General features: G+C 51.8%; 19 protein-coding genes. 8 read left to right on the top strand and 11 right to left on the bottom strand.

Annotated elements, in window-relative coordinates:
- Nucleotides 1-189: 189 nt before the first annotated feature.
- Nucleotides 190-651: a dehydroquinate synthase/iron-containing alcohol dehydrogenase family protein gene (locus tag TH19_RS20855; protein WP_309471257.1), complete on the top strand. Its 462-nt coding sequence runs from the start codon at nt 190-192 to the stop codon at nt 649-651.
- Nucleotides 652-790: 139 nt separating this feature from the next.
- On the opposite strand, the gene TH19_RS20850 is transcribed toward TH19_RS20855, so the two are convergent.
- From TH19_RS20850 to katG, 3 genes are all read right to left on the bottom strand, one after another.
- Nucleotides 791-1,618 (bottom strand): competence protein CoiA, encoded by an 828-nt coding sequence (locus tag TH19_RS20850; protein WP_114104287.1) that lies wholly within the window; start codon nt 1,616-1,618, stop codon nt 791-793.
- 511 nt (nt 1,619-2,129) lie between these two features.
- Entirely contained in the window at nt 2,130-4,415 is a 2,286-nt protein-coding gene (locus TH19_RS20845) for an nSTAND3 domain-containing NTPase (RefSeq protein WP_114104286.1), read from the bottom strand.
- A 203-nt stretch (nt 4,416-4,618) separates the two neighbouring features.
- Nucleotides 4,619-6,802 (bottom strand): catalase/peroxidase HPI, encoded by a 2,184-nt coding sequence (katG, locus tag TH19_RS20840; protein WP_114104285.1) that lies wholly within the window; start codon nt 6,800-6,802, stop codon nt 4,619-4,621.
- 487 nt (nt 6,803-7,289) lie between these two features.
- Here katG and TH19_RS20835 point away from each other — a divergent pair, with 487 nt between their 5' ends.
- The 3 genes from TH19_RS20835 to TH19_RS20825 all read left to right on the top strand — a co-directional run bounded on the left by TH19_RS20835 (nt 7,290) and on the right by TH19_RS20825 (nt 10,120).
- A complete protein-coding gene (locus TH19_RS20835) occupies nt 7,290-8,279 on the top strand; it encodes a cation diffusion facilitator family transporter (RefSeq protein ID WP_114104293.1) in 990 nt (329 codons plus the stop codon).
- Between the two features lie 208 nt (nt 8,280-8,487).
- Nucleotides 8,488-9,459: a 2-dehydro-3-deoxygalactonokinase gene (locus tag TH19_RS20830; RefSeq protein WP_258548067.1), complete on the top strand. Its 972-nt coding sequence runs from the start codon at nt 8,488-8,490 to the stop codon at nt 9,457-9,459.
- Nucleotides 9,460-9,463: 4 nt separating this feature from the next.
- A complete protein-coding gene (locus tag TH19_RS20825) occupies nt 9,464-10,120 on the top strand; it encodes a 2-dehydro-3-deoxy-6-phosphogalactonate aldolase (RefSeq protein ID WP_181846504.1) in 657 nt (218 codons plus the stop codon).
- Nucleotides 10,121-10,205: 85 nt separating this feature from the next.
- Here TH19_RS20825 and TH19_RS20820 read toward each other — a convergent pair whose 3' ends face one another.
- The gene (locus tag TH19_RS20820; RefSeq protein WP_114104282.1) at nt 10,206-11,846 is read right to left on the bottom strand and encodes an inverse autotransporter beta domain-containing protein; all 1,641 of its coding nucleotides are present in this window, start codon (nt 11,844-11,846) and stop codon (nt 10,206-10,208) included.
- A 317-nt stretch (nt 11,847-12,163) separates the two neighbouring features.
- Here TH19_RS20820 and TH19_RS20815 point away from each other — a divergent pair, with 317 nt between their 5' ends.
- From TH19_RS20815 to TH19_RS20805, 3 genes are all read left to right on the top strand, one after another.
- Nucleotides 12,164-12,943 (top strand): SDR family oxidoreductase, encoded by a 780-nt coding sequence (locus tag TH19_RS20815; protein WP_114104281.1) that lies wholly within the window; start codon nt 12,164-12,166, stop codon nt 12,941-12,943.
- A gap of 150 nt (nt 12,944-13,093) precedes the next feature.
- Nucleotides 13,094-13,369 carry a GIY-YIG nuclease family protein gene (locus TH19_RS20810; protein WP_114104280.1) on the top strand — a complete coding sequence of 92 codons (276 nt, stop codon included), beginning with the start codon at nt 13,094-13,096 and terminating at the stop codon, nt 13,367-13,369.
- Nucleotides 13,370-13,484: 115 nt separating this feature from the next.
- The gene (locus TH19_RS20805) at nt 13,485-13,832 is read left to right on the top strand and encodes a hypothetical protein (RefSeq protein WP_114104279.1); all 348 of its coding nucleotides are present in this window, start codon (nt 13,485-13,487) and stop codon (nt 13,830-13,832) included.
- Between the two features lie 87 nt (nt 13,833-13,919).
- Here the strand turns inward: TH19_RS20805 and TH19_RS20800 are convergent, their stop codons facing one another.
- The 7 genes from TH19_RS20800 to cysD form a co-directional block, all read right to left on the bottom strand.
- Nucleotides 13,920-15,023: an ABC transporter substrate-binding protein gene (locus TH19_RS20800; RefSeq protein ID WP_114104278.1), complete on the bottom strand. Its 1,104-nt coding sequence runs from the start codon at nt 15,021-15,023 to the stop codon at nt 13,920-13,922.
- 104 nt (nt 15,024-15,127) lie between these two features.
- A complete protein-coding gene (locus TH19_RS20795; protein ID WP_114104277.1) occupies nt 15,128-15,763 on the bottom strand; it encodes a CDP-alcohol phosphatidyltransferase family protein in 636 nt (211 codons plus the stop codon).
- Between the two features lie 103 nt (nt 15,764-15,866).
- The gene (locus tag TH19_RS20790) at nt 15,867-16,802 is read right to left on the bottom strand and encodes a glucosaminidase domain-containing protein (RefSeq protein ID WP_114104276.1); all 936 of its coding nucleotides are present in this window, start codon (nt 16,800-16,802) and stop codon (nt 15,867-15,869) included.
- 139 nt (nt 16,803-16,941) lie between these two features.
- On the bottom strand, nt 16,942-17,652 hold the full coding sequence (locus TH19_RS20785; protein ID WP_114104275.1) for a GNAT family N-acetyltransferase: 711 nt from the start codon (nt 17,650-17,652) through the stop codon (nt 16,942-16,944).
- 167 nt (nt 17,653-17,819) lie between these two features.
- Complete coding sequence (locus TH19_RS20780; protein WP_114104292.1) at nt 17,820-18,329, bottom strand: DUF4405 domain-containing protein; 510 nt, start codon at nt 18,327-18,329, stop codon at nt 17,820-17,822.
- Between the two features lie 229 nt (nt 18,330-18,558).
- Nucleotides 18,559-20,478 (bottom strand): sulfate adenylyltransferase subunit CysN, encoded by a 1,920-nt coding sequence (gene cysN / locus TH19_RS20775; RefSeq protein ID WP_114104274.1) that lies wholly within the window; start codon nt 20,476-20,478, stop codon nt 18,559-18,561.
- Nucleotides 20,478-21,371, bottom strand: coding sequence for a sulfate adenylyltransferase subunit CysD (gene cysD / locus TH19_RS20770; RefSeq protein ID WP_258548068.1), 894 nt, complete (start codon nt 21,369-21,371; stop codon nt 20,478-20,480). Before cysD ends, cysN begins: the two co-directional genes overlap by 1 nt.
- Nucleotides 21,372-21,771: 400 nt before the next feature.
- Here cysD and TH19_RS20765 point away from each other — a divergent pair, with 400 nt between their 5' ends.
- The gene (locus TH19_RS20765; RefSeq protein ID WP_220151781.1) at nt 21,772-22,989 is read left to right on the top strand and encodes an MFS transporter; all 1,218 of its coding nucleotides are present in this window, start codon (nt 21,772-21,774) and stop codon (nt 22,987-22,989) included.
- Nucleotides 22,990-23,057 lie beyond the last annotated feature (68 nt).

Raw genomic sequence — 23,057 nt, 5'->3', positions numbered from 1 at the left:
GGTTTTGTCGTTTTAGTCTTGGGTCAGCATTCGAACCTGAGGTCTTCCTGTGTTCTGAGCCTGTGCTCATAACTTGAAGGCTGAAGACGTCAAGAAAACGTGCCAGTGGCACGTTTTTAGTCTGAAGGTTGAGCACGACCGACAGGTCGCGCGCAGACTGCGCTTGGGCAACATGTGTCAAACTAACCGCTGCCAATCAAAAAAGACGCGGTCTCCTTTTTCTGTGATTGCCTACAAGAACGGTGGCAACATCGAACACATATGCTGAGCGCCGCTGCGATGGGTGCAACCGCGTTCCAGAAGGGCCTTGGTGCGGTGCATGCGCTGTCCCACCCGATTGGCGCTGTCTATGGCACGCCGCACGGCATGACCAACGCAATCGCCCTTCCGGCCGTGGTGAAGTTCAACCGTCCGGCCATTGAGGCCCGCGTTGAACTGCTTGCAGCTTATCTTGGCATCGAAGGCGGTTTTGATGGTTTCTATGCCTGGCTGATCGATTTCTCCCGTGCGCTTGGCGTGCCGGAAAAAAATGTCGGCCCTTGGTGTGGATCGCGATCAGATCGACCTTCTGGCAAAAATGGCGGTCGAAGATCCAAGTGCTGGCGGCAACCCGATCCCGCTGACCAACGAGATCACCAAAAAGCTCTATGAAGAGATCATCTGATTTCTGAGTGATATAGGCGGTGTTGTGACGTTTGTTGCGGGCTGCAGAGAAAAACACCCCCGGTCGATTGGCCGGGGGTGTTTCGTTTGCGTACTAGCTCCTAACTATCTTAGCTCTAGCAAGCAGTTACAGCCTAATCGCAGCACGTCGGCGGCGTTTTGCAGCTAAGTAGCGTTCAAACTCCTTTAACGGTTTGCCTGTGGTCGTTTTTGGTGCGTGGCTTAGTGGTCGCTGGGTTTTGAGGCGAATATGCTCAAAGAGGCCTGATTTAGATGGCTGCGTCATTTGGCATGTACGAATGTCTGCAACCAGTTGCGACTTTGGAAGTGGTGTTAGGTGAGCGCGATAGATTGTACTTGAAGGATCAAGTCGCCAGATCATCGGTGAATTATACTGTGGCAATTTTTCTGATGTGATCTGATGATTGCCAAAGTCGAAGTAGACCACCTTCTTACTCGTGATCCATCTTTTTATGAGCGCGCTAGTATCATCTACTTGTAGAACAATCGGGTTTTGGCAGATGAGCCTTGCAGTACGTATCGCCTTTTGGAAGCAGGGAGTTGATCGCTTTAGTCTGAGAGCGTCAATAACCCAGACCATTCTGCCATAAAACGCTTCCCGTTGTTCGCGCTCATCTTCTGAAATATGCGAGTGCTGGAATTCAACGACAAACCCGTCAGGGCGTTTGACATCCGCAATGTGGCGTTGTCCACTTTGGTCCGATTGGCTAATCTCGTGCCAGTCTTGAGGAAAATGATTTTTCCATTCGATATGCCACTGAGTTTCGTTCTCCCACCAAGTGTCACAAACTCTTGTTGATTTGTGAGCCCAATGATGAACTCGCTGATTTCCGCATTTGGAAATGACTATTTCGCCGCAATTTGGGCATTTTCCAAGACTGCCTTTAGAAGGCAGCTTTCTGATGCCTTCAACGATAGCAAATTGAAGTTTCATGAGGTTTTCCTCGCTCGAACGCGCGAACCCTTCCGCTTAACACCGAAAAGGTAGCTGCGTAGGTTTTCAGATTTAGCGTCGAGGGGATGCGGTGATAGACCGCTTTCTCATTATTGATCCGTTAGCCCGGATTTTGCTTCTTGCCGATTTCGACACTCTTGAGGGTAGCTTATCGACGAAGGTGCCTCAATCTGAAAGTGGCATTGGTCGTACTAGTTACTTTGAACTAAGCTCCCGACTAGTTGCATCAATTAAGGTATTGGTAAGTATGCAGATCGATGTCTAGCCAGCTGGTAACTTGACGGGCGAGGGCAATTTAACATAGAAATTGCGAAGCTACCGTTGTGATCCAAGCGAATATTCATCCATATGCAATGGACGATAAATTTTACATTCCCTTGGAGATGGTGTTTCGGTGGAAGTGTCAATTGCTGTAAATGCCGTCGCTAAATTAAAGACTATGATTAGGTGTTGACCAGTTTGCAAGCTTGGCAAGCGAGTTCAATGCCAATCAATCGCGCTGGAATAGGTCATGAACAGCTTCTGCTTCTGATGCAGTCATATTATTGCTGAAGTTGGAGTTTGGGCTGATTATGTTGCCGTGATGTCTTGATTCGGCATCAATATTGGCTTCGATATGGCTATCGATATTCGCGAATTCCGCCAAGTTTGCTAATTTTTCTCGGGTGAATCCAACATAACCGATCTTGTCTTCCAAGAAGTCAATGACGGCATTAAAGGCGTCTGTTGTGTCATGGATGTCATAGAAGCCTTCCAAAGCTTGTTCGCTACTAATCATTTCGTCAATTTGATCCTGCCAGAATTCTATCAAAGCTTCCTCAACGATCTTACAGGCGTCGTCTCTTCGTTCGATATCGAGGCAGTCGGCAAGATTGTAAAGGCTATCTAATTGCTCATGATCTAGAAATGTCGTCTCGTAATCTTCAATGAACTCGTAAATCAATGAGCTATTTTCTTTGGTTGGGCACGTATTGATAAAGTGTTGTAATATAATACATATATCATTTGTTAGATCATCTTCGTCATCGTATCTGTTCTCGAGTAATTTCTTCGAAATAACTTCTATTCGCTTTTGAGTTTTTTTATTTTGATAAAGTTTATAACGGATGGTTTGAGAGCATAATTCTATTGTGTATTCAAATTTGGTTTCAAGGGATCCCTCGGATAATTTTCGAATCTCTATGTGGCGTAGTATTTCGGTGAATTGGGCGTGAGAGATGGTTTGGCTTCGTTTTAATGCTTCTAGGTTTTGAAGCGAGGCGACGGTGTTTAGGTGTATAAAAAACTGCTTTATCGTATTCGTATCTTCGATGAACCGAGAAATAACAAAGTCGGCAACAGACGGATTGAAAAGGTTGATGTATGGAGAAGGATGGCGAGAGTCGATTGTTCTATTGAGAACAGCTCCGACGCAAATTTTTAAGGATTGAGTGAATGAATTGACCGATTCAGATGGGGCTGCAATGCCCTCTGAAACTGTCTGACTGCAGAATGCTTCACGCAGTTCTGGTTCGCTAATTCGACTTCCATTAAATACCACTAAGCATACAGCTAGCCGGCTCATGGCATTCAGTTGGTTGTCGAACACATTATCCCAAATATCTTTGGGGTTTTCCAATGTCTTCACTACTTCTTGCCAATAATTTTCTATTGGAATTCCAGAATAACGATCTTGATCAGTAATAAAGCTTATGACGCGAGGGTTGTAGTTTCGGTGGCATACAATTTTCATGTATCTTTGGTCAAAGTATAGAGAGGAGATGTGTTCCTCAGAAAGATTACCAAACCAAATGTGACTGTATAAAATTAGTGCTCTATCAAAAAAGCTAATGGATTGAATTTTGATTTCAAATTCACTTTTTTCAACCTTATTGATATTGAATAGGTCGCTTTGATATTTGCCTTGGTTTAATATTGTTGTGCGAGAAGTTAGGATGAAGCGTTTTTGTTTGGATGACGAAACGCGTTTGATGAAGTTTATTATGTGGCTGTCTTGGTGACCCTCAAGTGCTGTTAGAAAATTTCGACCCAAAAAATCATCGAAATAAAATAGCTGTTTTTTTTCCTCTTGAAATATTGATTCAGCTTCGGAGATATCATTTTCTATTACGCAAAAATCGTAATCTCTTGCAATGTAGTGTAGAGAGATTTGATCAGCTAGTGTCGTCTTTCCTATTCCAGCTTCTCCGGTAATAATTATTGCTCTAGATTGCTCCAGCTTATTAATAGCTCTTTGATAATTTTCAGTTTGTACGTACCGTTTGGATGAGTCGGTAATTTCTGCTTGCTTCGCAGAACTTCGACCAATAGCAGCGTTATTTAGTATCAATTGTAATACTGAGCTACTGGAAAGCCAAAGTTTGTAATGGCGTTTTTCAATAGAAGAAGATTTCGAAATACTATCTAGTATGTCGTCACATCCAAGGATGTCTTTTGAAGATAATATGTATGGTGAAAGTAAGTTCTGTAAATGTTCTTTGTTCTGTGGAGTTAAGCCTAATGAGGTAACTAGTATATATCGATCAGGCGATATTTTATTTATCTTAGGAAGTTCAGTTTTTTTCAAGTGTTTGGTGAGTGCAGGTAATCCTGATTTGAGCCAATGTTTGCTTTGAATTATGACTGTTTTATCGTTTGTTGTATAAAACCTGCCGTCAATGCCGGAATCGCGACCTGCCTTGAAGCGTTCGACAGTTGTGCCTTCTCTTTCTTGAATTATATCATTTGCAAGGGCTTCAAACTCTTTATCATTCAAAAACGACAGGTCATAATTCATTCGGATACTATGTGTTGTTGTGAATTGAAAAAACCGACTTTTGTCTTCTCATAGTGGACAATGAATAGTTGTAATCTACCATCGGTGGTTTTAGGGTGCAATCGAGCTAGTATCAAATAAAAACACCCCCGGCCATCCGACCGGGGGTGTTCTCGTTTCAGAGCTGGAAAGTTCGTATTCACATCATCTTAAAGGCTTAAGCCTTACGCAAGATCAAACCGATCCGCATTCATCACCTTGGTCCAGGCCGCAACGAAGTCTTTAACAAACTTCTCTTTGTTGTCGTCCTGAGCATAAAGCTCGGCATAGGCGCGCAGGATGGAGTTCGAGCCAAACACCAGATCAACGCGGGTGGCGGTGAATTTGGTTTCGCCCGATTTGCGATCCACGATGTTGTAAAGGTTCTGGCCCGCCGGTTTCCAGCTATAGGACATGTCCGTCAGATTGACGAAGAAGTCAGTCGACAGAACACCTTCGTTGGCGGTGAAGACACCATGCTTGGTGCCACCAAAGTTGGTGCCAAGAACGCGCATACCACCGATCAGCGCGGTCATTTCATGAGCGGTCAGGCCCATGAGCTGTGCACGATCAAGCAGCATTTCTTCCGGCGTGACAACATAGTCCTTTTTCGACCAGTTGCGGAAACCATCGGCAAGCGGTTCAAGCACGTCAAACGATGCGGCATCGGTCATGGCATCGGTCGCATCCCCACGGCCCGCTGCGAACGGAACGGTGATGTTGACACCGGCATCCTTGGCAGCCTTTTCAACCGCAGCCGTACCACCAAGCACGATCAGGTCCGCAAGCGAGACTTTCTTGGCAAGGCCACCCTGGATACCTTCAAGGGTTTTGAGAACCTTTGCAAGGCGGGCGGGTTCATTGCCTTCCCAGTCTTTCTGCGGGGCAAGACGGATACGCGCACCATTTGCACCACCACGTTTGTCCGAACCACGGAAGGTGCGTGCAGAATCCCAAGCGGTGTTGATCAGCTCGGCGCTGGTCAGGCCGGATGCCAGAAGCTTGGATTTAAGATCGGCGATTTCCGCATCAGACAGGGTGTAGTCAACCGACGGGATCGGATCCTGCCAGATGAGGTCTTCTGCCGGAACGTCTGCACCGAGATAGCAGGCCTTCGGGCCAAGATCACGGTGGGTCAGTTTGAACCAAGCGCGCGCAAAGCAATCGGAGAAGTAGTCAAAGTCATTGTTGAACTTCTCGATGATCGCACGATAGGTCGGGTCAACCTTCATCGCCATGTCGGCATCGGTCATCAGCGGCATGCAACGGATTGACGGGTCTTCGACGTCAACCGGCATGTCTTCTTCCTTGATGCCAATCGGGGCCCACTGGGTCGCGCCGGCCGGGCTTTTGGTCAGTTCCCATTCGTAATTGAGAAGCAGGTGGCAATAGCCATTGTCCCACTTGGTCGGGTGGGTGGTCCAGGCACCTTCGATGCCCGAGGTCACACTGTCACGGCCAACACCACGGGTGGTGTGGTTGTTCCAGCCAAGACCCTGTTCAGCGATATCTGCCCCTTCCGGTGCTTCGCCAAGAAGGCCGGCATCGCCGTTACCATGTGCTTTACCAACGGTGTGACCACCAACCGTAAGGGCCGCGGTTTCCTCGTCATTCATCGCCATACGCGCAAAGGTTTCACGAACCTGTGCGGCGGTTTTAAGCGGGTCGGACTTGCCGTTGACACCTTCCGGGTTCACATAGATCAGGCCCATCTGCACAGCAGCAAGCGGGTTTTCCATGGTTTCCGGCTTGGAAACATCGTCATAACGGTTGTCACTTGGGGCCAGCCATTCTTTTTCCGAACCCCAGTAAACGTCCTTTTCCGGGTGCCAGATGTCTTCACGACCACCACCGAAACCGAATACTTTGAGACCCATGGATTCATAGGCCATGGTGCCGGCCAGGATGATCAAATCAGCCCAGGAAAGTTTGTTGCCGTATTTCTTTTTGATCGGCCAGAGAAGGCGACGTGCCTTGTCGATATTGGCGTTATCAGGCCAGGAGTTCAGCGGGGCAAAACGGATATTGCCAGCGCCGCCGCCGCCACGGCCATCGGCCAGACGATAGGAACCGGCAGAGTGCCAAGCCATACGGATCATCAGACCGCCGTAATGACCCCAGTCGGCCGGCCACCAATCCTGGCTGTCGGTCATGAGGTTTTTCAGGTCGGTTTTGACAGCTTCGAGATCAAGCTTCTTGAATTCTTCAGCATAGTTGAAGTCCTTGCCATAAGGGGTGGACTTGGTGTCATGCTGATGCAGGATGTCGAGATTAAGGGTTTTCGGCCACCAGTCGGTGTTGCTGTTGCCGGTCTCGGTCATGCTGCCGTGCATTACCGGACATTTCCCTGCGGTGTGTTTTCCGTCCATTTTTCTCTCTCCGTAGTGGCTGAGATGTTTTTTAACAGCTCTTTGACTCGTCTCGCGTTCACCAAGACCGGATGACAAAACAGCAAGTCCCGATCGACTGTCTTGTATCGACCTTAGGTTGGTATCCCTGATGCGTTGATTTAAACAAAACCCTTATGATTGCGCCAGTATTTCTACGTTAAGCTTTCATGTTCCAGATAATGTTCAACTCAGAGATCGCAACGCTATCGTCACAAATTCCGAAACAACGGGTTTCCCCATCGCTTTGAACAGCCTAACAATTCACAGTGAGATAGGGGAAATAGTAAATTAAATTATGTTTGATAGTTTTTTTCGATGATTGATGGCGCCTTTAAATCGGCGCTGCCGGTTGTGATCATCAGATAAAAGCGACTAGACTGGTCTTAAGTTATTTGGCCGAGGGGCTTTTTCCCGGTGCCCTGCGCCGGTGTGCGCATCACAGAATTTCAGATTGGATATCGAACATATGTCTCATTCCTCGAAGGGGGCCATTTACATGGCCGCGGCGGCCAATCTGCTGATTGCTGTGGCGAAGTTTGCCGGGGCGGCGATTACCGGTTCTGCAGCGATGATGTCGGAAGGCATCCATTCGCTGGTGGATACGGGCAATCAGGGATTGTTGCTTTTGGGGTTGAAGCTGTCGCATCAGGAGCCCGATGTGCGGCATCCGCTTGGCTATGGGAAGGAGACCTATTTCTGGTCGTTTCTGGTTGCGGTGATGATTTTCGGATTGGGGGCGGGTGTTTCAATCTGGGAAGGGGTGGATAAAATCCTTCATCCGCATGCGCTTGATATTCATGTGGTGGCATCGTTTGGCGGATTTGATATCCGGACATATCACGTCGTGTTTTCAATCCTGATCATTGCGATGGTGCTTGAAGGGGCGGCTTTTCGCACGGCCTATAAAACCTTTCGCGCCCAGAACCCCGATAAGACAATCATCAAGGCCGTGCATAGCAGCAAGGACCCGACGGTGTTTGTCATCCTGTTTGAGGATTCAGCCGCATTGTGCGGGCTGCTGGTGGCCTTTGTCGGGATTGCGGCGGCTTATCTGTTTGATATGCCGGTTCTTGACGGGCTGGCATCAGTGATGATCGGGCTTATTCTGGCGGTGACGGCCTTTTTCCTGGCGGTCGAATGCAAGGGGCTGTTGATTGGTGAAAGCGCCAATGCGCAAAGCCGCGAAAAGATCGCCAGGATGGTTGCCGCCATTCCGGGAATTCTCGGGGTGAATGAAATCATTACACTCCATCACGGACCGCAAAATGTGATTGTCTGCGTCAGTGTCGATTTCGATGATCAGATCGGCTCGCCCCAGGTTGAGGCCGCGGTATCGCGGCTTGAAACTGATATCCGTGCCGCCATTCCCGAAGTGTCCAAGGTGTTTATTGAGGCCCAGAACTGGCGATCACATCAGCGGTTACTGGCCCCAAATAGGGCGGAAACGCCGGTGTGACGGTGGGGGCTTTGGGATGTTCGGACGTTTGGGGTATTTGTGCTGCGCACATACGTTTGCGCATATGATGTGGTGTCTTTGCAAAAGCTGTTCTGCGATTTCCTTCGGGATGGATTGACCATTCATCCGGCCAATAGTATGAGGAATAAAACAAGCGGCAATGGCACCCGAAACGGAGGCCTTGCAGGCAAGCACAAAGGGCAGGGCGTTGACGGCTTCATCACATCATTCTTCATCCCCCGCAGGCATCCCAAGCTGGATCGCGGTTGACTGGGGCACATCGAACCTGCGTGTCTGGGCGATGGGTGATAGCGCTGACATTCTGGCAGAGGCGCAAAGTCCTTTGGGGATGAATGCTATTGCAGGTGACGACAAGCTGTCATTTGAAGGTGTTCTGGTCGGATTGATTGATGGCTGGCTTGCACCCGATGCGCGTGATGTCCCGGTTGTCATCTGCGGGATGGCCGGGGCCAAGCAGGGGTGGCGCGAAGCCCCCTATTGCGATGTGCCGGCAAGCTCGTCCGATCTTGCCCACGGGGCGGTAAATCCAAATGTGAGGGATCCTCGCATTACAGTTTCGATCCTGCCCGGCCTGTGTCAGCGCGAGGATGCCGATGTCATGCGCGGCGAGGAAACCCAGCTTGTCGGCTTTATGAAACAGAACCCGGATTTTGCCGGTTGGGTATGTTTGCCCGGCACCCATTCGAAATGGGCGCGGGTCGCCGATGGAAAAATCACCGGTTTTCGTACGTATATGAGTGGCGAGGTCTTTGCGCTTTTGTCACAGAACTCGATCCTGCGTCATTCGGTCGGGGACGATTGGGATGACGCGGCCTTTGCCGATGCCATCCGCGCTGCCAAGGCGCAGCCGAGCGGCTTTTTGCATAGCCTGTTTACCGTGCGGGCCGGGGCATTGGTCGCCCGCGAAGGGCAGGCAGTGCCGTCCGGTGTCGCCGTTTTGTCCGGAACCGTGATCGGGGCGGAGATTGCCGATGTGCTGGGGCTGTTGCAGATGGACGAGGAAATTGCCCTGATCGGTGCGGGCAAGCTGGCATCGCTTTATCAGGAAGCTCTTGCCGTACATGGACATAAAGCCACCCCGATGGACGGAACATCAATTACCCTCGCCGGACTGACACAAGCCCGGCAGGTACTAACAAACGCATCACAAAGGAATTGAGATCATGGCGCCATCATATGTTGCAGAGCAAATTACGGATGCGGTGAGTGGTTCGAAACACCGTCGCCTGATTGCGATCCTGCGTGGTGTGAAGCCGGTCGAGGCCGCCGATATGGCGCGTGCCCTTGTGGCGGCGGGGATCACCATGATCGAAGTTCCCCTGAATTCCCCCGAACCGCTTAAAAGCATCACAGCGATGAAAGAAGCGGTTGGTGATAGCGCCCTGATCGGGGCGGGTACTGTGCTGACCACGGAGGATGTCGCCAATGTCAAAGCGGCATCGGGTGAATTCATCGTCTCGCCCAATTGCGATATCGAGGTGATCGCCAAGACCAAAGAACTGGGCATGGGGTCCTGGCCGGGGGTGCTGACTCCGACCGAATGCTTTGCCGCGATCAAGGCCGGGGCTGACGGCCTTAAAATCTTTCCGGCCAGCATCATTGGGGCAGATGGCATCAAGGCCATGCGTGCGGTTCTGCCCGCCAGCATGCCGGTTTATGCGGTTGGTGGCGTTGGTCCGGATGATTTTGCCACCTATGCCAAGGCGGGCTGTGACGGGTTCGGGCTAGGTTCGGGTATCTACAAACCCGGCATGAGTGTTGCCGCGGTTTCGGATGCGGCGGTTGCCTATGTGCGTGCCCATGACGCAGTGTTTGGCTAAGACAAAGGCCGACTGAAAATGTTTGCGCCCGGTGCGAGGATATCGCACCGGGCGCATTTTATTTGGTTGTCGGCATTCTTGTTTCTTACGGGCAGGTGGTGCTGTCGGTAAAGCTTACCGAACCGGTATTGGTGCCCGATGTCACACAGTTCCCGGAATTTCTGGTGTTGCCGGAACCGGACAGGTTTGTGACGTCCCTTACAAACAGTGAAACAAGGTCGGTACTGTTGGATGCAGTGACCGAGTTATTCGAGAATGTCACATTGCTTGCGACGTTCATCATGGCACCGCCAGCCGCGCGTTGAGACCCGCCGCCAATCGCACTTAATGTATTGCCGGTAATTGTGACGTTGCTGGCGCCAGATTCTATAAAGATCGGTGTCGAGGAGTTGCCGGTCGTGGAAGCGGTTAACGTGCTGTTTTTGATGGTGACGTTCGATACACCACTGACCAGAATGGTTGCGACGCCGTTTCCGCCGTTCGCGGTGTTGCTAAGGGTTATGCCGTCGAGTGTGCTGTTATTGCCCATCTGGATCAGGCTGGCCACCGAACTTGCGACTTGGCCGGTGCCCGAGATAGAGGCCGATCCCATTGTTATGGTCGCCGTGCGCCCGGACGGGGATTTTACAACCATTGTGCCGCCTGCCATCAATGTTTGACCCGATTGAAGCGTGATTTTGCTGTTGTTCATCCCCGTATAGCTGCCTTGCAGGATGACGGTGGAGTTTGCGCCTGCATTGGCAACCGCAGTTCCAAGGTTTGCAGTTGTGATTGATGTGCTGTCCAGGACCGTGATTGCATTACCTGACGTCGTTGTGGCGGTCTCGGCCGGGCCGAATGTGCCAGACTGGCTGACCACATCAACGTCACGGATGACCGGGTCGGCCATGCGCCGTTCCATCGGGGTCAAGGTTGGGCGCGATGAACTGCGACCTGCAAATACCTGAAGCGGGATACGAAGCCGGAACACGGCAAAGCTTTGGGTGCCGCGCGGGTCGTCATGCTGGATTTCAGCACCAAGGTTAAAGCGCGAACCTTCCCAAAGGAACGGAACTTCATCAAAAGTCAGGTCAATTCGCCCGCGTGGTCCGGCAATCATGCCAGCCTTGTCATCAGCAAAACGGTATCCGCCGCCATAAACGCGCAATTGTTGCCCGGCATCTTCGTCAAAGAACGGCAAGCGCCAGCCAAGTTCGGCATCAAAACCGTCAAGGGATCGTTCCTCGCCGCCGCGAAATGTAATTGTTGAGCCGGAAACAGTTGCGGTGCTCAGGGAATCAACATCATAAGATGTGCGCCCGACCGGGATATAGGCGTTGGCACGCAGGTCCCAATCCATCGAAAGGGCTTCGGCGCCGAAAGTTACCTGGTTGAACATATTGCCGAGCGGGCTTTTGCGCCGGTCAAAATACGCGATTCCGCCAAGGTTCCAGCCATTGCCAAGCATGTGACGGACGCCAAGTCCGAAATTGCCCTCGCGGCTGTCATCATCATCCATGCGGGCCCGCAAATTTGCAAACAGCATGCTGACATCATCTTGCAGGACAGGAAGAAACATGTCGGCTTCGCCAAGGTTGCGCTTTGTGCCTGCCTTACCTTCAAAATCGATATGAGGCCCCCATTTGGGACCGTCCTGATCTTGTGCGAATGCTGCATTGCTGATGCCATCAACCACCATCAATGCCAGCGACGCGGCCCAAAGTCCGCGAAGATAACCAGATTTCATTGTACGTTCTGCCCGACTGTCCCGGTGAACGCACCCGGTTGTTACGCCATCTTATTGATTGGTTTTACGCTATTTTTTATGCGTTCAAATTTTCCTTTACATCAACTCTGGGTAATGTTCAACAAAATCGTGTACAGGAATGGTTGTTTTTCTAGATCGATTCCAATCGCGGACGAGCATCGTGGTTACGGGATTTTGGGGGATAGTTCGAACGATTTTGAATGATCATTCTAATTGGGTGGGAACGGGGTTTGACCCGATGGTCGAACCCGGTCTAAATTCCTGCCATTATTTGAATACCAGAATGGGAGGATCCGATGGATCTGGGAATTAAGGGCCGCAAGGCGATTGTCTGTGCCTCGTCCAAGGGACTTGGCCGTGGATGTGCGATCAAACTGGCCGAGGCCGGTGTTGATCTTGTCCTCAATGCGCGTTCCGAAGGGCCGTTGAATGAAACGGCGGAATATATCCGTGACACATTTGGTGTGAATGTCAACACGGTTGCCTGTGACATCACCACCGAGGAAGGCCGCAACAAGGTTCTGGCCGCTGTTGATGCGCCCGACATCCTTGTCAACAATGCCGGTGGTCCGCCCCCGGGTATCTGGTCCGATTGGGGACAGGCCGAATGGGAAGCTGCGGTTCAGTCGAACATGCTGACGCCGATCCTGTTGGCGACAGCGGTTCTGCCGGGCATGATTTCACGCAAATGGGGCCGTATCGTTAATATCACGTCGGGTTCAGTCAAATCGCCGATCCCGCATCTTGGTCTTTCGAACGGCGCGCGCGCCGGTCTGACCGGCTTTGTGGCGGGTACGTCGCGTCAGGTCGCCAAGGACGGCGTGATCATGAACAACCTGCTTCCGGGCCAGCATGATACGGATCGTATCAATGCCCTGATGACCAACAAGTCCAAGGCCGAGGGCATCAGCCTTGATGATGCGCGCACCAAAACCCAGGCTGGTCTTCCGACCGGACGTTTTGGTGATCCGCTTGATTTCGGTGCGACCTGTGCCTTCATGTGCAGCGAACATGCGAAATTCATGGTCGGTCAGAATATCCTGCTCGATGGCGGGGCGTTTAACTCCACCCTTTAATTCGCTTCATGCCGGGTTGCAAACGACTGATTTCGGCGCTTCCGGTGCCCATGTATTCAAGTATGCTGGGCTCCGGTTCCCGATGTCGGTCGTTTTCGCCACAGCATAAAGCGCGATAATCTCCAAGTCGCAAGGCTCGGCATTTCGAAAATGGCGTCATTCACCTTTGTCTATGTGCTGCGAGAACGGGACTTTGATCCGGCGGCAAATGCGCGGGTAAAGTTGCCACGGACCTATGTGGGATGGTCAACCGATGTCGACGCGCGCCTTGCGACGCATAACAGCGGCAAAGGTGCAAAAACCACCCGGGGTCGGCAATGGGAACTGGTTTATGTCGAACGGTTCCGCACATTCGGACAAGCCATGAGCCGGGAATGGCACCTTAAGCGTGATCGCAAATTGCGCAGGCAACTGGCAGGCGGTTGAATGGCCAAGCAATGCAATTGCTGCAAGGCCGTTGACCAAAACAGGGCTTGCATCATTGCGCCAAGTAACAGATATGTCCTTGCAAATTTAACATCAAAACCGCGGGAGACCGGTTATGGCATTTGTTCGCAAAAATCCGCTGAAACTCAATAATTTGCAGCTTCGTACCCTTGTGCTGGCACAGGTTATCGCCAAGGATCCAAATTCGGGCCAGATCGATGAAGCCAGCGGCGAGGCAACCCTTCTGCGCGTACCCCATGCCCATGGTGATCATGTCCATGTTGGCAAATTCACCGTTGCGGCCCGCGATGCCAGCGGTTTTGCCAACCCGGCAGTCTGGGTTGCCCTGATCCGCAAAGGTCTGGTCAAGGAAGGTTATCCGGCAAGCATCGTTCTGACCAAGGAAGGCATGGAATATGATACCGGCCTTGGCGATCATTTCCTTGAGGAAAGCGATCACTAGACTGGTCTGTTGATCATGTGATCCACGCAGCCTTGAATGACGAAAGCCCTGCAAGCGCAGGGCTTTTTGATTCTGGTGATCACAAGATTATTGAACGCGAATGAACCTGCCGTTCTGGATCGCGACGAAATAGATGTCCCGGTTCCCGTCGCCATATTGATCAAACATCAATTCCTGATGCAAACCGGGTTGCGGTGGCAAGGTGACCAGTGCGTTTGACAAGGTTTGATCAGGGTGTTTGGTCTTAAGGGCCGTAAACAGCATGGTTGCGGCATCATGGGTCAGGACCGCGCTATATCCCGGCGGATGGTCAAACATTTGGATGTAATCGGCAATGAAGGCCTGATAGCGGGGATTGGGATCATAGCGATCATAGGCCTGTACCAGTTCCATGCCTTCAACCGCATCGCCACCCTGTTCGATCAGGGCATTCGTGCCGGCCCATTCGGCAGCCGAAAGTGAAACGTCCTGATTTCGTTCGCGGATTTCCTTTGCCAGACTGGCGCTATCAACACCGTTGCTGATCAGGACAATTCCGTCAGGTGATCCATCCAGAAGCTGGGATGCCGCGATTGCATGGGTGACATCCTTGGTGTTGATCCAGACCTTGGAAACAACACGGCCGCCACGTTCATCAAATTCCAAAAGGAATTCGCGATACCAGCTATCGGCAAAGGCTTCGTTTTGGCCATCCAGGGCAAGGGCCACCCGGTTTCTGCCCTCCGTAATACTGCGCCTTGCATAGGCACGCGCATTTTCGCGTGTGGTCGTATTGATACGAAACAGATAATCGCGAAAACCGGCAAAATCGGTGGCAGAAACAGTTGGCGAGACGGTGACGATGCCAAGTTCATTGATCACGGGAAGCATCGCCATCCCGATTGAGCTTATGATCGGGCCAACAATCGCATCCACACCCAGTTCGGCAAATTCCTGGACCAGTTTTTGTGCGACTTCCGGAGATTTTTGATCATCTCGCGGGATGATTTCAATCATGCGGCCATCAATGCCGCCTTGGGCATTAATCTGTTGGGCCGCAAGCTTAAGGGCATTCAGGGAATCCATCCCTGTATCTGATCCCGGGCCTTCCAATTCCGCAATAAAGCCTATTTTAATCGGGCCGGACTGATCGCAGGCAACAAGGATGAAGGACCCGAAAATCAAGGCAAGGATGAAAGCAATGGGCCGCATTTTGATCCTGTCTGGTTGGCGAGCCTGCCGGAAAGGGCACGTTTTTGAGTGGCTTGGATATGGTTTTGCTAATCTGGCGTTTCAAGAAGCTGGATTGATGGTGCCTATCCAAAGTCGCGACGTGCCTGCAAAATCCGCCCAAATGTCGTGATCAGACACAGGGCACCAAAGATCACCGCGATTTGCGGGAACCAGTGCGGAAACAGACAGATCAGGCACAGGACGAAAATGGTTTCGCTGCCTTCGGTGATGCCGGTCAGGAAGTAAAAACTTTTCTTGCCTTGCTGGTCATGGTTGCGGTTCTGTTTGGCGGCAATGATGGCATAGGCCAAAAAGCTTGATCCGGTGCCGACAAAACAGAAAATCAGGAATGCCGCCATAAGCGCATGTTCCGGGCGCCCAATGGCAAAGGCCAGTATGATGCCCGAATAAAACAGGAAGTCGGCGACAATATCGTAGTAACCGCCAAGATCGCTTTCCTGGCTTTTCGCACCGGGATGGCGCGAACGGGGTGCGGCGTTTCGGGCGACTGCACCATCAAGACCATCCATGATCCTTGATGCCAGGATCAGACCAAGGGCCGCATAATCCAGTTGAAAGGCAAGACAGGCCGCCGCGATCAGCCCCAGAAAAAAGCCGAACCCGGTGATCATGTTTGGCGTAATACCGGTACCGGAAAGTGTTCTGGCAACCGCATTAAGCGGTTTGTCAATCAGCGGGCGCAGACGGGCGTCAAACATTGAAATATCATCCGGTTTTTCATTCGTCGGCCGACTATAGGGCCAAGACCGAACAAAACAAAATCACCAGTTTGTCAGATGCTTGGCAATTTGTGGAACACTGTCATTCACCCTGCGGGATCAGGTGATAATATGGACTTTCTTCCAGAACTGCATCATCGGCATGGGCCAGTTTGTTCTGACGAATGACCGCCTGAATTTCCTTGATATAAACGCCGCCACGTTCGGAATAGCGGGTGAGTGTTTCGGCAAGGTCGCTACCTGAAAGGGGTTCGTTGCGTTTAATCATCGCGGCACGCATGTCGCGGAATTCCTGATAGGCGGAACCGGTATTAAGATTGATCATGTAGGCCCGTACCGACCTGAACGGCGTTTCAAAGGCGGCGATCTTGTAGTCGCCCAGATGGGTTCTTTGCTGTTCCGGGGTGATGCCGTTACCGCCATAGGTCCACTGCCCGAACAGGGCATTTCCCTGTGCTGCAAAACGTGATGTTCCCCAGCCACTTTCAATCGCCATCTGCGCCATGGCAAGCGATGCCGGAACTGGTCCAATTCGCATTTTTAACTCGGCAATGGTTGCGGGATCATCGGCTGGGGTCGTGACCCGATACTGGCTGGCCAGTTCCGTGATGATGGCTGTGTCATTACTGGTGATCGCGTCCTGCAATGCCTTTTGCTGAAACGCTATTTCTTCATTGGCCAGCAGGATCAGGGGGCCAAGGGTTCGGAAGAATGTCCGCTTTTTGGCGGTGACGGTCAGTTGATCGGCAATCTCGTCGCGCCACAGGCTTGGGATGGTTTGCAGGAACAAGCGCGGAATAACACGTTCGCCTGCATCCCATGATTTCGGTGTATAGCCAAGGTCATCAAAGAAATTGGCCAATTGATCATAGCTGTGCAGCTCGACCGTGATGATGTCTTTGGCGCTCGGGACAGGAAGGGTGATATCCGCCTTCGCGGATGCAATCAGGCCTGCGAACGAACCGATTGTGATTGCTGTCGCACAGATGATGAAGGGTATCGAACGGATGATGGCCATGATGTACCGCCCCTGACGTAATCGGACATTTTGTCAGGGGACTGTATCACGTTTCGGATCTGATCAAAATCAGGATGCCGGTGCGACACTTGGCATGCGACACTGGGCACCGGCATCACCAAAACTGGGCTGATGTTAGTCAGCCCCGCAAGTCTTCAAGACGCTGGCGTTGATTGCCGTTTGCATCAAAGTTATCGGGGGACAGCCAGGCTTCAAACCCGGCCCGAACTGCGGGCCATTCTTCCACTGTTATGGAAAACCAGGCCGTATTTCGGTTCCGGCCCTTATAGACCATGTGATTGCGGAAGATTCCCTCGTAGGTGAAGCCATATCGGGCGGCGGCGGCGCGAGACGGGGCGTTCTGATCGTCGCATTTCCATTCGTAGCGGCGATAGCCGAGTTCATCAAAGGCGCGGTTCATCATCAGAAACATCGCCTCGGTCCCGCCGATGGTTTTTGAAAGGGCAGGGGCATAGTTGATATTGCCGATTTCAACAACACCGTTGGCCTTGTCTATCCGCATGAAGGCGGCAACGCCAACGGCCTTGTTGGTGGCCTTGTCGATAATGGTATGCAGCATCGGGTCGCTGTTGGCCGCCATACCCTCAAGCCATGCGCGATAAGCGGCAAAATCGTCAAAGGCGTGGGTCGACAAATAGGTGAAGCGCGAACCGTCTGTGGCCGCACTGTTGGCGTCAAAAAGTTGCTGCGCGTCGCGGTCAACATCAAGCGGACTGACAATCACGTGCTGCCCCACCATGTCGTTTCTGGGCGGGAGTGCGCAACCTGTCCAGTTTTCTACCGGATGGCCAACCGGTTTGCCGAAGTCGTCATTATGGGGCGAGGTCATGAAGGATCCTTGTTTATCTGTTTTCTGATCTGAGGATGCGCAAAATTGGTCCGGTGATCCAGTGCCAGTTTGCTAAATCTGGTGGGACCAATGACGTGAAGTGGACGGCGCAACAGACGATCCGGCTTGCAGGATCGCCTGTTGCCTTTCATGAACTTCAGATGTTTTTATTTTCCGGATGGCAGAAGTGAAATGACAAGATCACGTGCATCGGCGCCATTGTTCCGGGAAATTTCTTCCAAAGTCTGATTTTCGGATATGACGGACAGTCCTTTGTCCTGCAAGGACTTGATGACATCTTCGGGTGTCGTTGCCAGGACCGGCGCAAGGTGTGTGATCGGGGCTTGTGACAAGGTGGAAATGGCACGAAAGGCCGGATTGCCACCACTGCCCGCACCGTTGCCGATAATGCTAGGAACAACAAAAATGGCAGCCGCGATCAAGGAAATCACAAGCGGCCAGATCAGTTGTTTGCGCTTGATATAGCCGATCAAGGCCCGCCAGTTTTTCCAGATATGGAATGCAAACGGAAGGATCAGAACCATGCTGAGCCATTCATGCATGGCATGGAACGTTCCTGATGACCAATGGAAGAAAAGGGCGATACCCGAGATCAGGGAAACCAGAAACAGTCCGGTTAAAAATGGTGTTGAATAACGATTAGCGAATGCGTTCATGATGTCCTCTTCTGAATACACATGCGTCATTCCCAACCGCGTACAAATTCGCATGTTTGATGCGCATCTGCAATCACATTTCACCAGAATTTATGAGGGTGAAATTCTTTTTAACTATTTGAAATAAAATAAATTATTCAAGGTGTTCTGTGGTCTTGGAATGTTGGTTGCACAAGAAAACCCGGCAGTCGAAATTGCCGGGTTTTCTTGTGGTTGATCTGCTGAAGGATCAGATGTCCGGGTACCAGGCACCGAGAACGCCGAACTCTTCGAGTTTTGCAACAATCTGTTCAGCGGCTTCTTCTGCGCTTTGATCGGTGGTGTTGACTACGATCTCTGCATTCTCCGGTCGCTCATAAGGGCTCGAAATCCCGGTGAAATTGGCGATTTCGCCGGCGCGTGCTTTCTTGTAAAGGCCCTTGACGTCACGCTGTTCACAAACTTCCAGCGGGGTGTCGATAAAGACTTCGATGAACTCGTCTTTTTCAACAAGGCTGCGGGCAAGCTGACGCTCGCTACGGAATGGCGAGATGAAGGACACCAGCGTGATCACTCCGGCATCAACAAACAGTTTGGCAGTTTCGCCAACACGACGAATGTTTTCCACCCGATCGGCATCGGTAAAGCCAAGATCCTTGTTCAGACCATGACGGACATTGTCACCATCAAGGGTGTAGGTGTGCTTGCCAAGGGCATGGAGCTTTTTCTCCACCAGATTGGCAACGGTCGATTTACCCGCACCCGACAGGCCAGTGAACCACAGAACGACCGATTTCTGGCCCTTCTGATAGGCTCGTGCCCCTTTGTTGATGTCCATTTCCTGCCACTTGATGTTGGTCGCACGGCGAAGGGAATGGTTGACCATGCCTGCACCAACGGTTGCGTTGGTGAAGCGGTCAATGATGATGAAGCGACCGGAATGGCGGTTGTCGTCATAGGGGTCAAAGGCAAGTGCCTTGTCGGTCGAGATATTGGCAATCCCGACTTCGTTGAGTTCAAGCGTCTTGCCCGCCACATGTTCAAGCGTGTTGACATTGACCTTGTATTTCAGGTCGCTGATCTGCGCGTTGGTGACCTGTCCGCCCATCTTGATGATATAGGGGCGACCGGGCAGAAGATGGTCTTCATGCATCCAGATGATGCGTGCTTCGAACTGGTCGGCGAAATCGGGCTTGGCGTCAACCGGGGCCAGAACATCGCCACGCGAAATATCGATCTCGTCTTCAAGCGTCAGAGTGATCGCCTGACCGGCGATGGCTTCGTCAAGGTTACCATCAAAGGTAACGATATCCTTGACCTTGCTGGTCTGTCCCGATGCGGTCACGACAATTTCGTCACCCGGTTTGACCCGACCCGATGAAACGGTGCCGGAAAAGCCGCGGAAATCAAGGTTCGGACGGTTGACCCACTGCACCGGAAGGCGGAACGGCTTGTTGATTGCATCCTGTTCGACCTGAACGGTTTCAAGATGGGCAAGAAGCGTCGGGCCGGAATACCAGGGCGTGTTGGCACTGGCTTCGATCATGTTATCGCCACGCAGTGCCGACAGCGGGATCGCCGTGATCGAGCTGTAATTTAGCTGGGCGGCAAATTCCTGATAGGCAGCAACGATTTCGTCAAATTTGGACTGATCATAATCGATCAGGTCCATCTTGTTGACGGCCAGAACTATGTGCTTGATGCCCAAAAGCGACGTGATGAAGCTGTGGCGACGGGTCTGGGTCAGGATGCCTTTGCGGGCATCGATCAGGATCACGGCAACATCGGCGGTCGATGCCCCGGTTGCCATGTTCCGCGTATATTGTTCGTGGCCCGGGGTATCGGCGACAATGAATTTGCGCTTGTCAGTCGAGAAGAAGCGATAGGCGACATCAATGGTGATGCCCTGTTCGCGTTCGGCCTGAAGACCATCAAGCAGCAGAGCAAAGTCAATCTCGCCGCCCTGGGTGCCAACCTTGCGGCTGTCAGATTCCAGTGCCGCCAATTGGTCTTCGAAAATCAGTTTGGAATCCCAAAGCAAACGACCGATCAGGGTCGACTTGCCGTCATCCACGCTGCCGCAGGTGATGAAAAGCAGAAGGCTTTTTTCTTCCTGGGCTTTGAGGTAGCCGAGAATATCATCAGCAATAAGGTCAGATTTATGCGCCATCAGAAGTAACCTTCCTGCTTCTTCTTCTCCATCGACCCGGCCTGGTCATGGTCAATCATACGGCCCTGACGTTCGCTTGAACGGGTCAGAAGCATTTCCTGGATAATGTCGGGCAGGGTGGCTGCCTCAGACTCAACGGCACCGGTCAGGGGATAGCAGCCCAGCGTTCTGAAACGCACCGATTTCATTTCCGGCTTTTCACCCGGATTAAGCGGCATACGGTCGTCATCAACCATGATCAGCATGCCATCGCGTTCGACCACCGGACGTTTCGCCGAATAATAGAGCGGCACAATCGGAATCTGTTCAAGATAGATGTATTGCCAGATATCAAGTTCGGTCCAGTTGGAGATCGGGAAAGCACGGATGCTTTCACCCTTATTGATCCGGGCGTTATAGATATCCCACAATTCCGGGCGCTGGTTTTTCGGGTCCCAGCGGTGGGTTTCGGTACGGAAGGAAAATACACGTTCCTTGGCACGTGCCTTTTCCTCGTCACGGCGTGCACCGCCAAAGGCTGCATCGAACTTGTATTTGTTCAGCGCCTGTTTCAGCGATTCCGTTTTCATGACATCGGTATGCAGGCTTGACCCGTGGGTGAACGGGCCAATGCCGCGTTCGACACCGTCCTGATTGATATGAACAATCAGGTCAAAGCCGTATTCTGCCGCCATCCGGTCGCGAAATTCGATCATCTCGCGGAATTTCCAGGTGGTGTCGACATGTATAAGCGGGAAGGGCGGCGGTGCCGGATAAAACGCCTTGCGGGCGAGATGCAGCAAAACCGATGAATCCTTGCCGATGGAATAAAGCATCACCGGCCGTTCAAACGATGCCGCAACCTCGCGGATGATATGGATACTCTCTGCCTCAAGCTGGCGGAGATGGGTCAGATTAGGCTGCATTCTCTTTCCTGACGGTATATCAACACAAAATTTTGTGTTTATAAATGTATTTCACTTAGCTTTGATGGGTAATATGGAATGCTCCGCAACGCAAGTGTGATTTCTATTTTTACACAAAATTTTGTAGTCGAATATTATTCAACAACCCAATTGTGTTTAATCGGTTGTGGCGAATCAGGCAAGTCAGAAAAAGAAATGACCAGGAAGACTTGTGCTAATAGCGGGAGAGGGAAGTTAATTCTGGCTAAGTTGTCTGCTGTTGCGCGGTGCCCTTGCGCAGTTTTGCGCAAGAGTTGTGCGATCTTGCCAGTACCGAAAAGTGCCAAGAAAAGGCAATGTGGCCCCGCCCGTCCTTGCGGCGGTGATAGCGTGCTTTTTCGAGGTCACAGTGTTCAGTCTCTGGTTTCGTTTCCGACAGACATCGGGTCTGTTTTTCACCTCCATGTTTGCCGCAAGGCTTGCGGATCAGTTTCTTTTGTTTGTCGTGCCGCTTGTGGTCTATCAGACGACGGGAAGTGTTTCGCTTTCCGGGCTTGCCTATGCCGCGGAAACCTTGCCGCGTATTCTGTTTTTCCCGGTATGCGGTGTGTTGTCAGATCGGTATTCGCCACTGCGTCTGATGCAGATCAGTCAGGTCGGGCGTGCCCTGATCTGTGCGCTGGGCCTGATCGGTTTTGCACTGTTTGACGGGCTAGGCTGGGTGGTCGGGATTTCTGCGCTTTGCGGGTTGCTGACCACACAGGGCTTCATGGCCCGCGAAGTGATGTTGCCGCAAATCTTTGCCAATACCCGTTTTGAAAAAGTCCAGTCGATTTCGCAAAGTGTCGACCAGACCAGTGTCGTGACCGGCCCGCTTCTGGCGGCCAGTCTGTTTGCGCTGAGTAACTGGCAAGCGGTGGTTGTGGCGTCGGGCATCCTGTTCGTGATCGCGGAGATCGCCATGCTGATCTGGCGGCGGGGGAACAAGACCGCCATCGTGGCAACCGATGCGGCACCAGGTCCATGGACCCGTCCGTTTAAAACGGCTCTTGGGCATCTGGTGTTTTTGCCCGGTCTTAAGCGCGTCATTACATTAACCGCCAGTGTGAACCTTGTCTTTGGCATCACGCTTGCGACGTCTGCGGCCATGGTCACCGGCCTTCACGGCCAAAGCGAGGAACATTATGCCCTGCTGCAAACGGTGGGGGCGGTCTTTACCATTCTTGTTCTGATGGCAGCGGGGGCAAGTCGGTTATCGGTTGGCAGGATCGGTTTGATATCGTTCTCCGGTGTGTTTATTGGCGGAGTTTTGACCGCGATCAGTCCGGATTACTGGCTTTATATGATCGGCTTTGCCGTGGTGTTGGGCTTTGACGGGATGTTTAACATCTATATCCGCACCATCCGGCAAAAGATCATTCCGGCAAAGGATTACGGTAAAACCACCGGCGTGATCATCCTGTTTAACAATATGACACAGCCGCTTGCGGGGCTTCTGGTCGGTCTGACTGGCAGTCTTGAAGAAACCGGCTGGCTGATCCTGATCCTAAGCGGTGTGATGCTGTTTGGTGGGCTTTTGATGTCGTTACCGCGCTTTCAGGCAAAGCCGATAATTGCCAAGCCATAAGGCCTGACCTTGTGGATTGAACTTCCGGGTGATGCGTCGCCATATATCGATCTGTTTCATCAAACAGT

Source organism: Thalassospira profundimaris (assembly GCF_003326675.1).
Lineage (GTDB): Bacteria > Pseudomonadota > Alphaproteobacteria > Rhodospirillales > Thalassospiraceae > Thalassospira > Thalassospira aquimaris.
The sequence above is the reverse complement of the archived record's forward strand: the minus strand, read 5'-3'. Positions and strand labels throughout refer to the sequence as shown.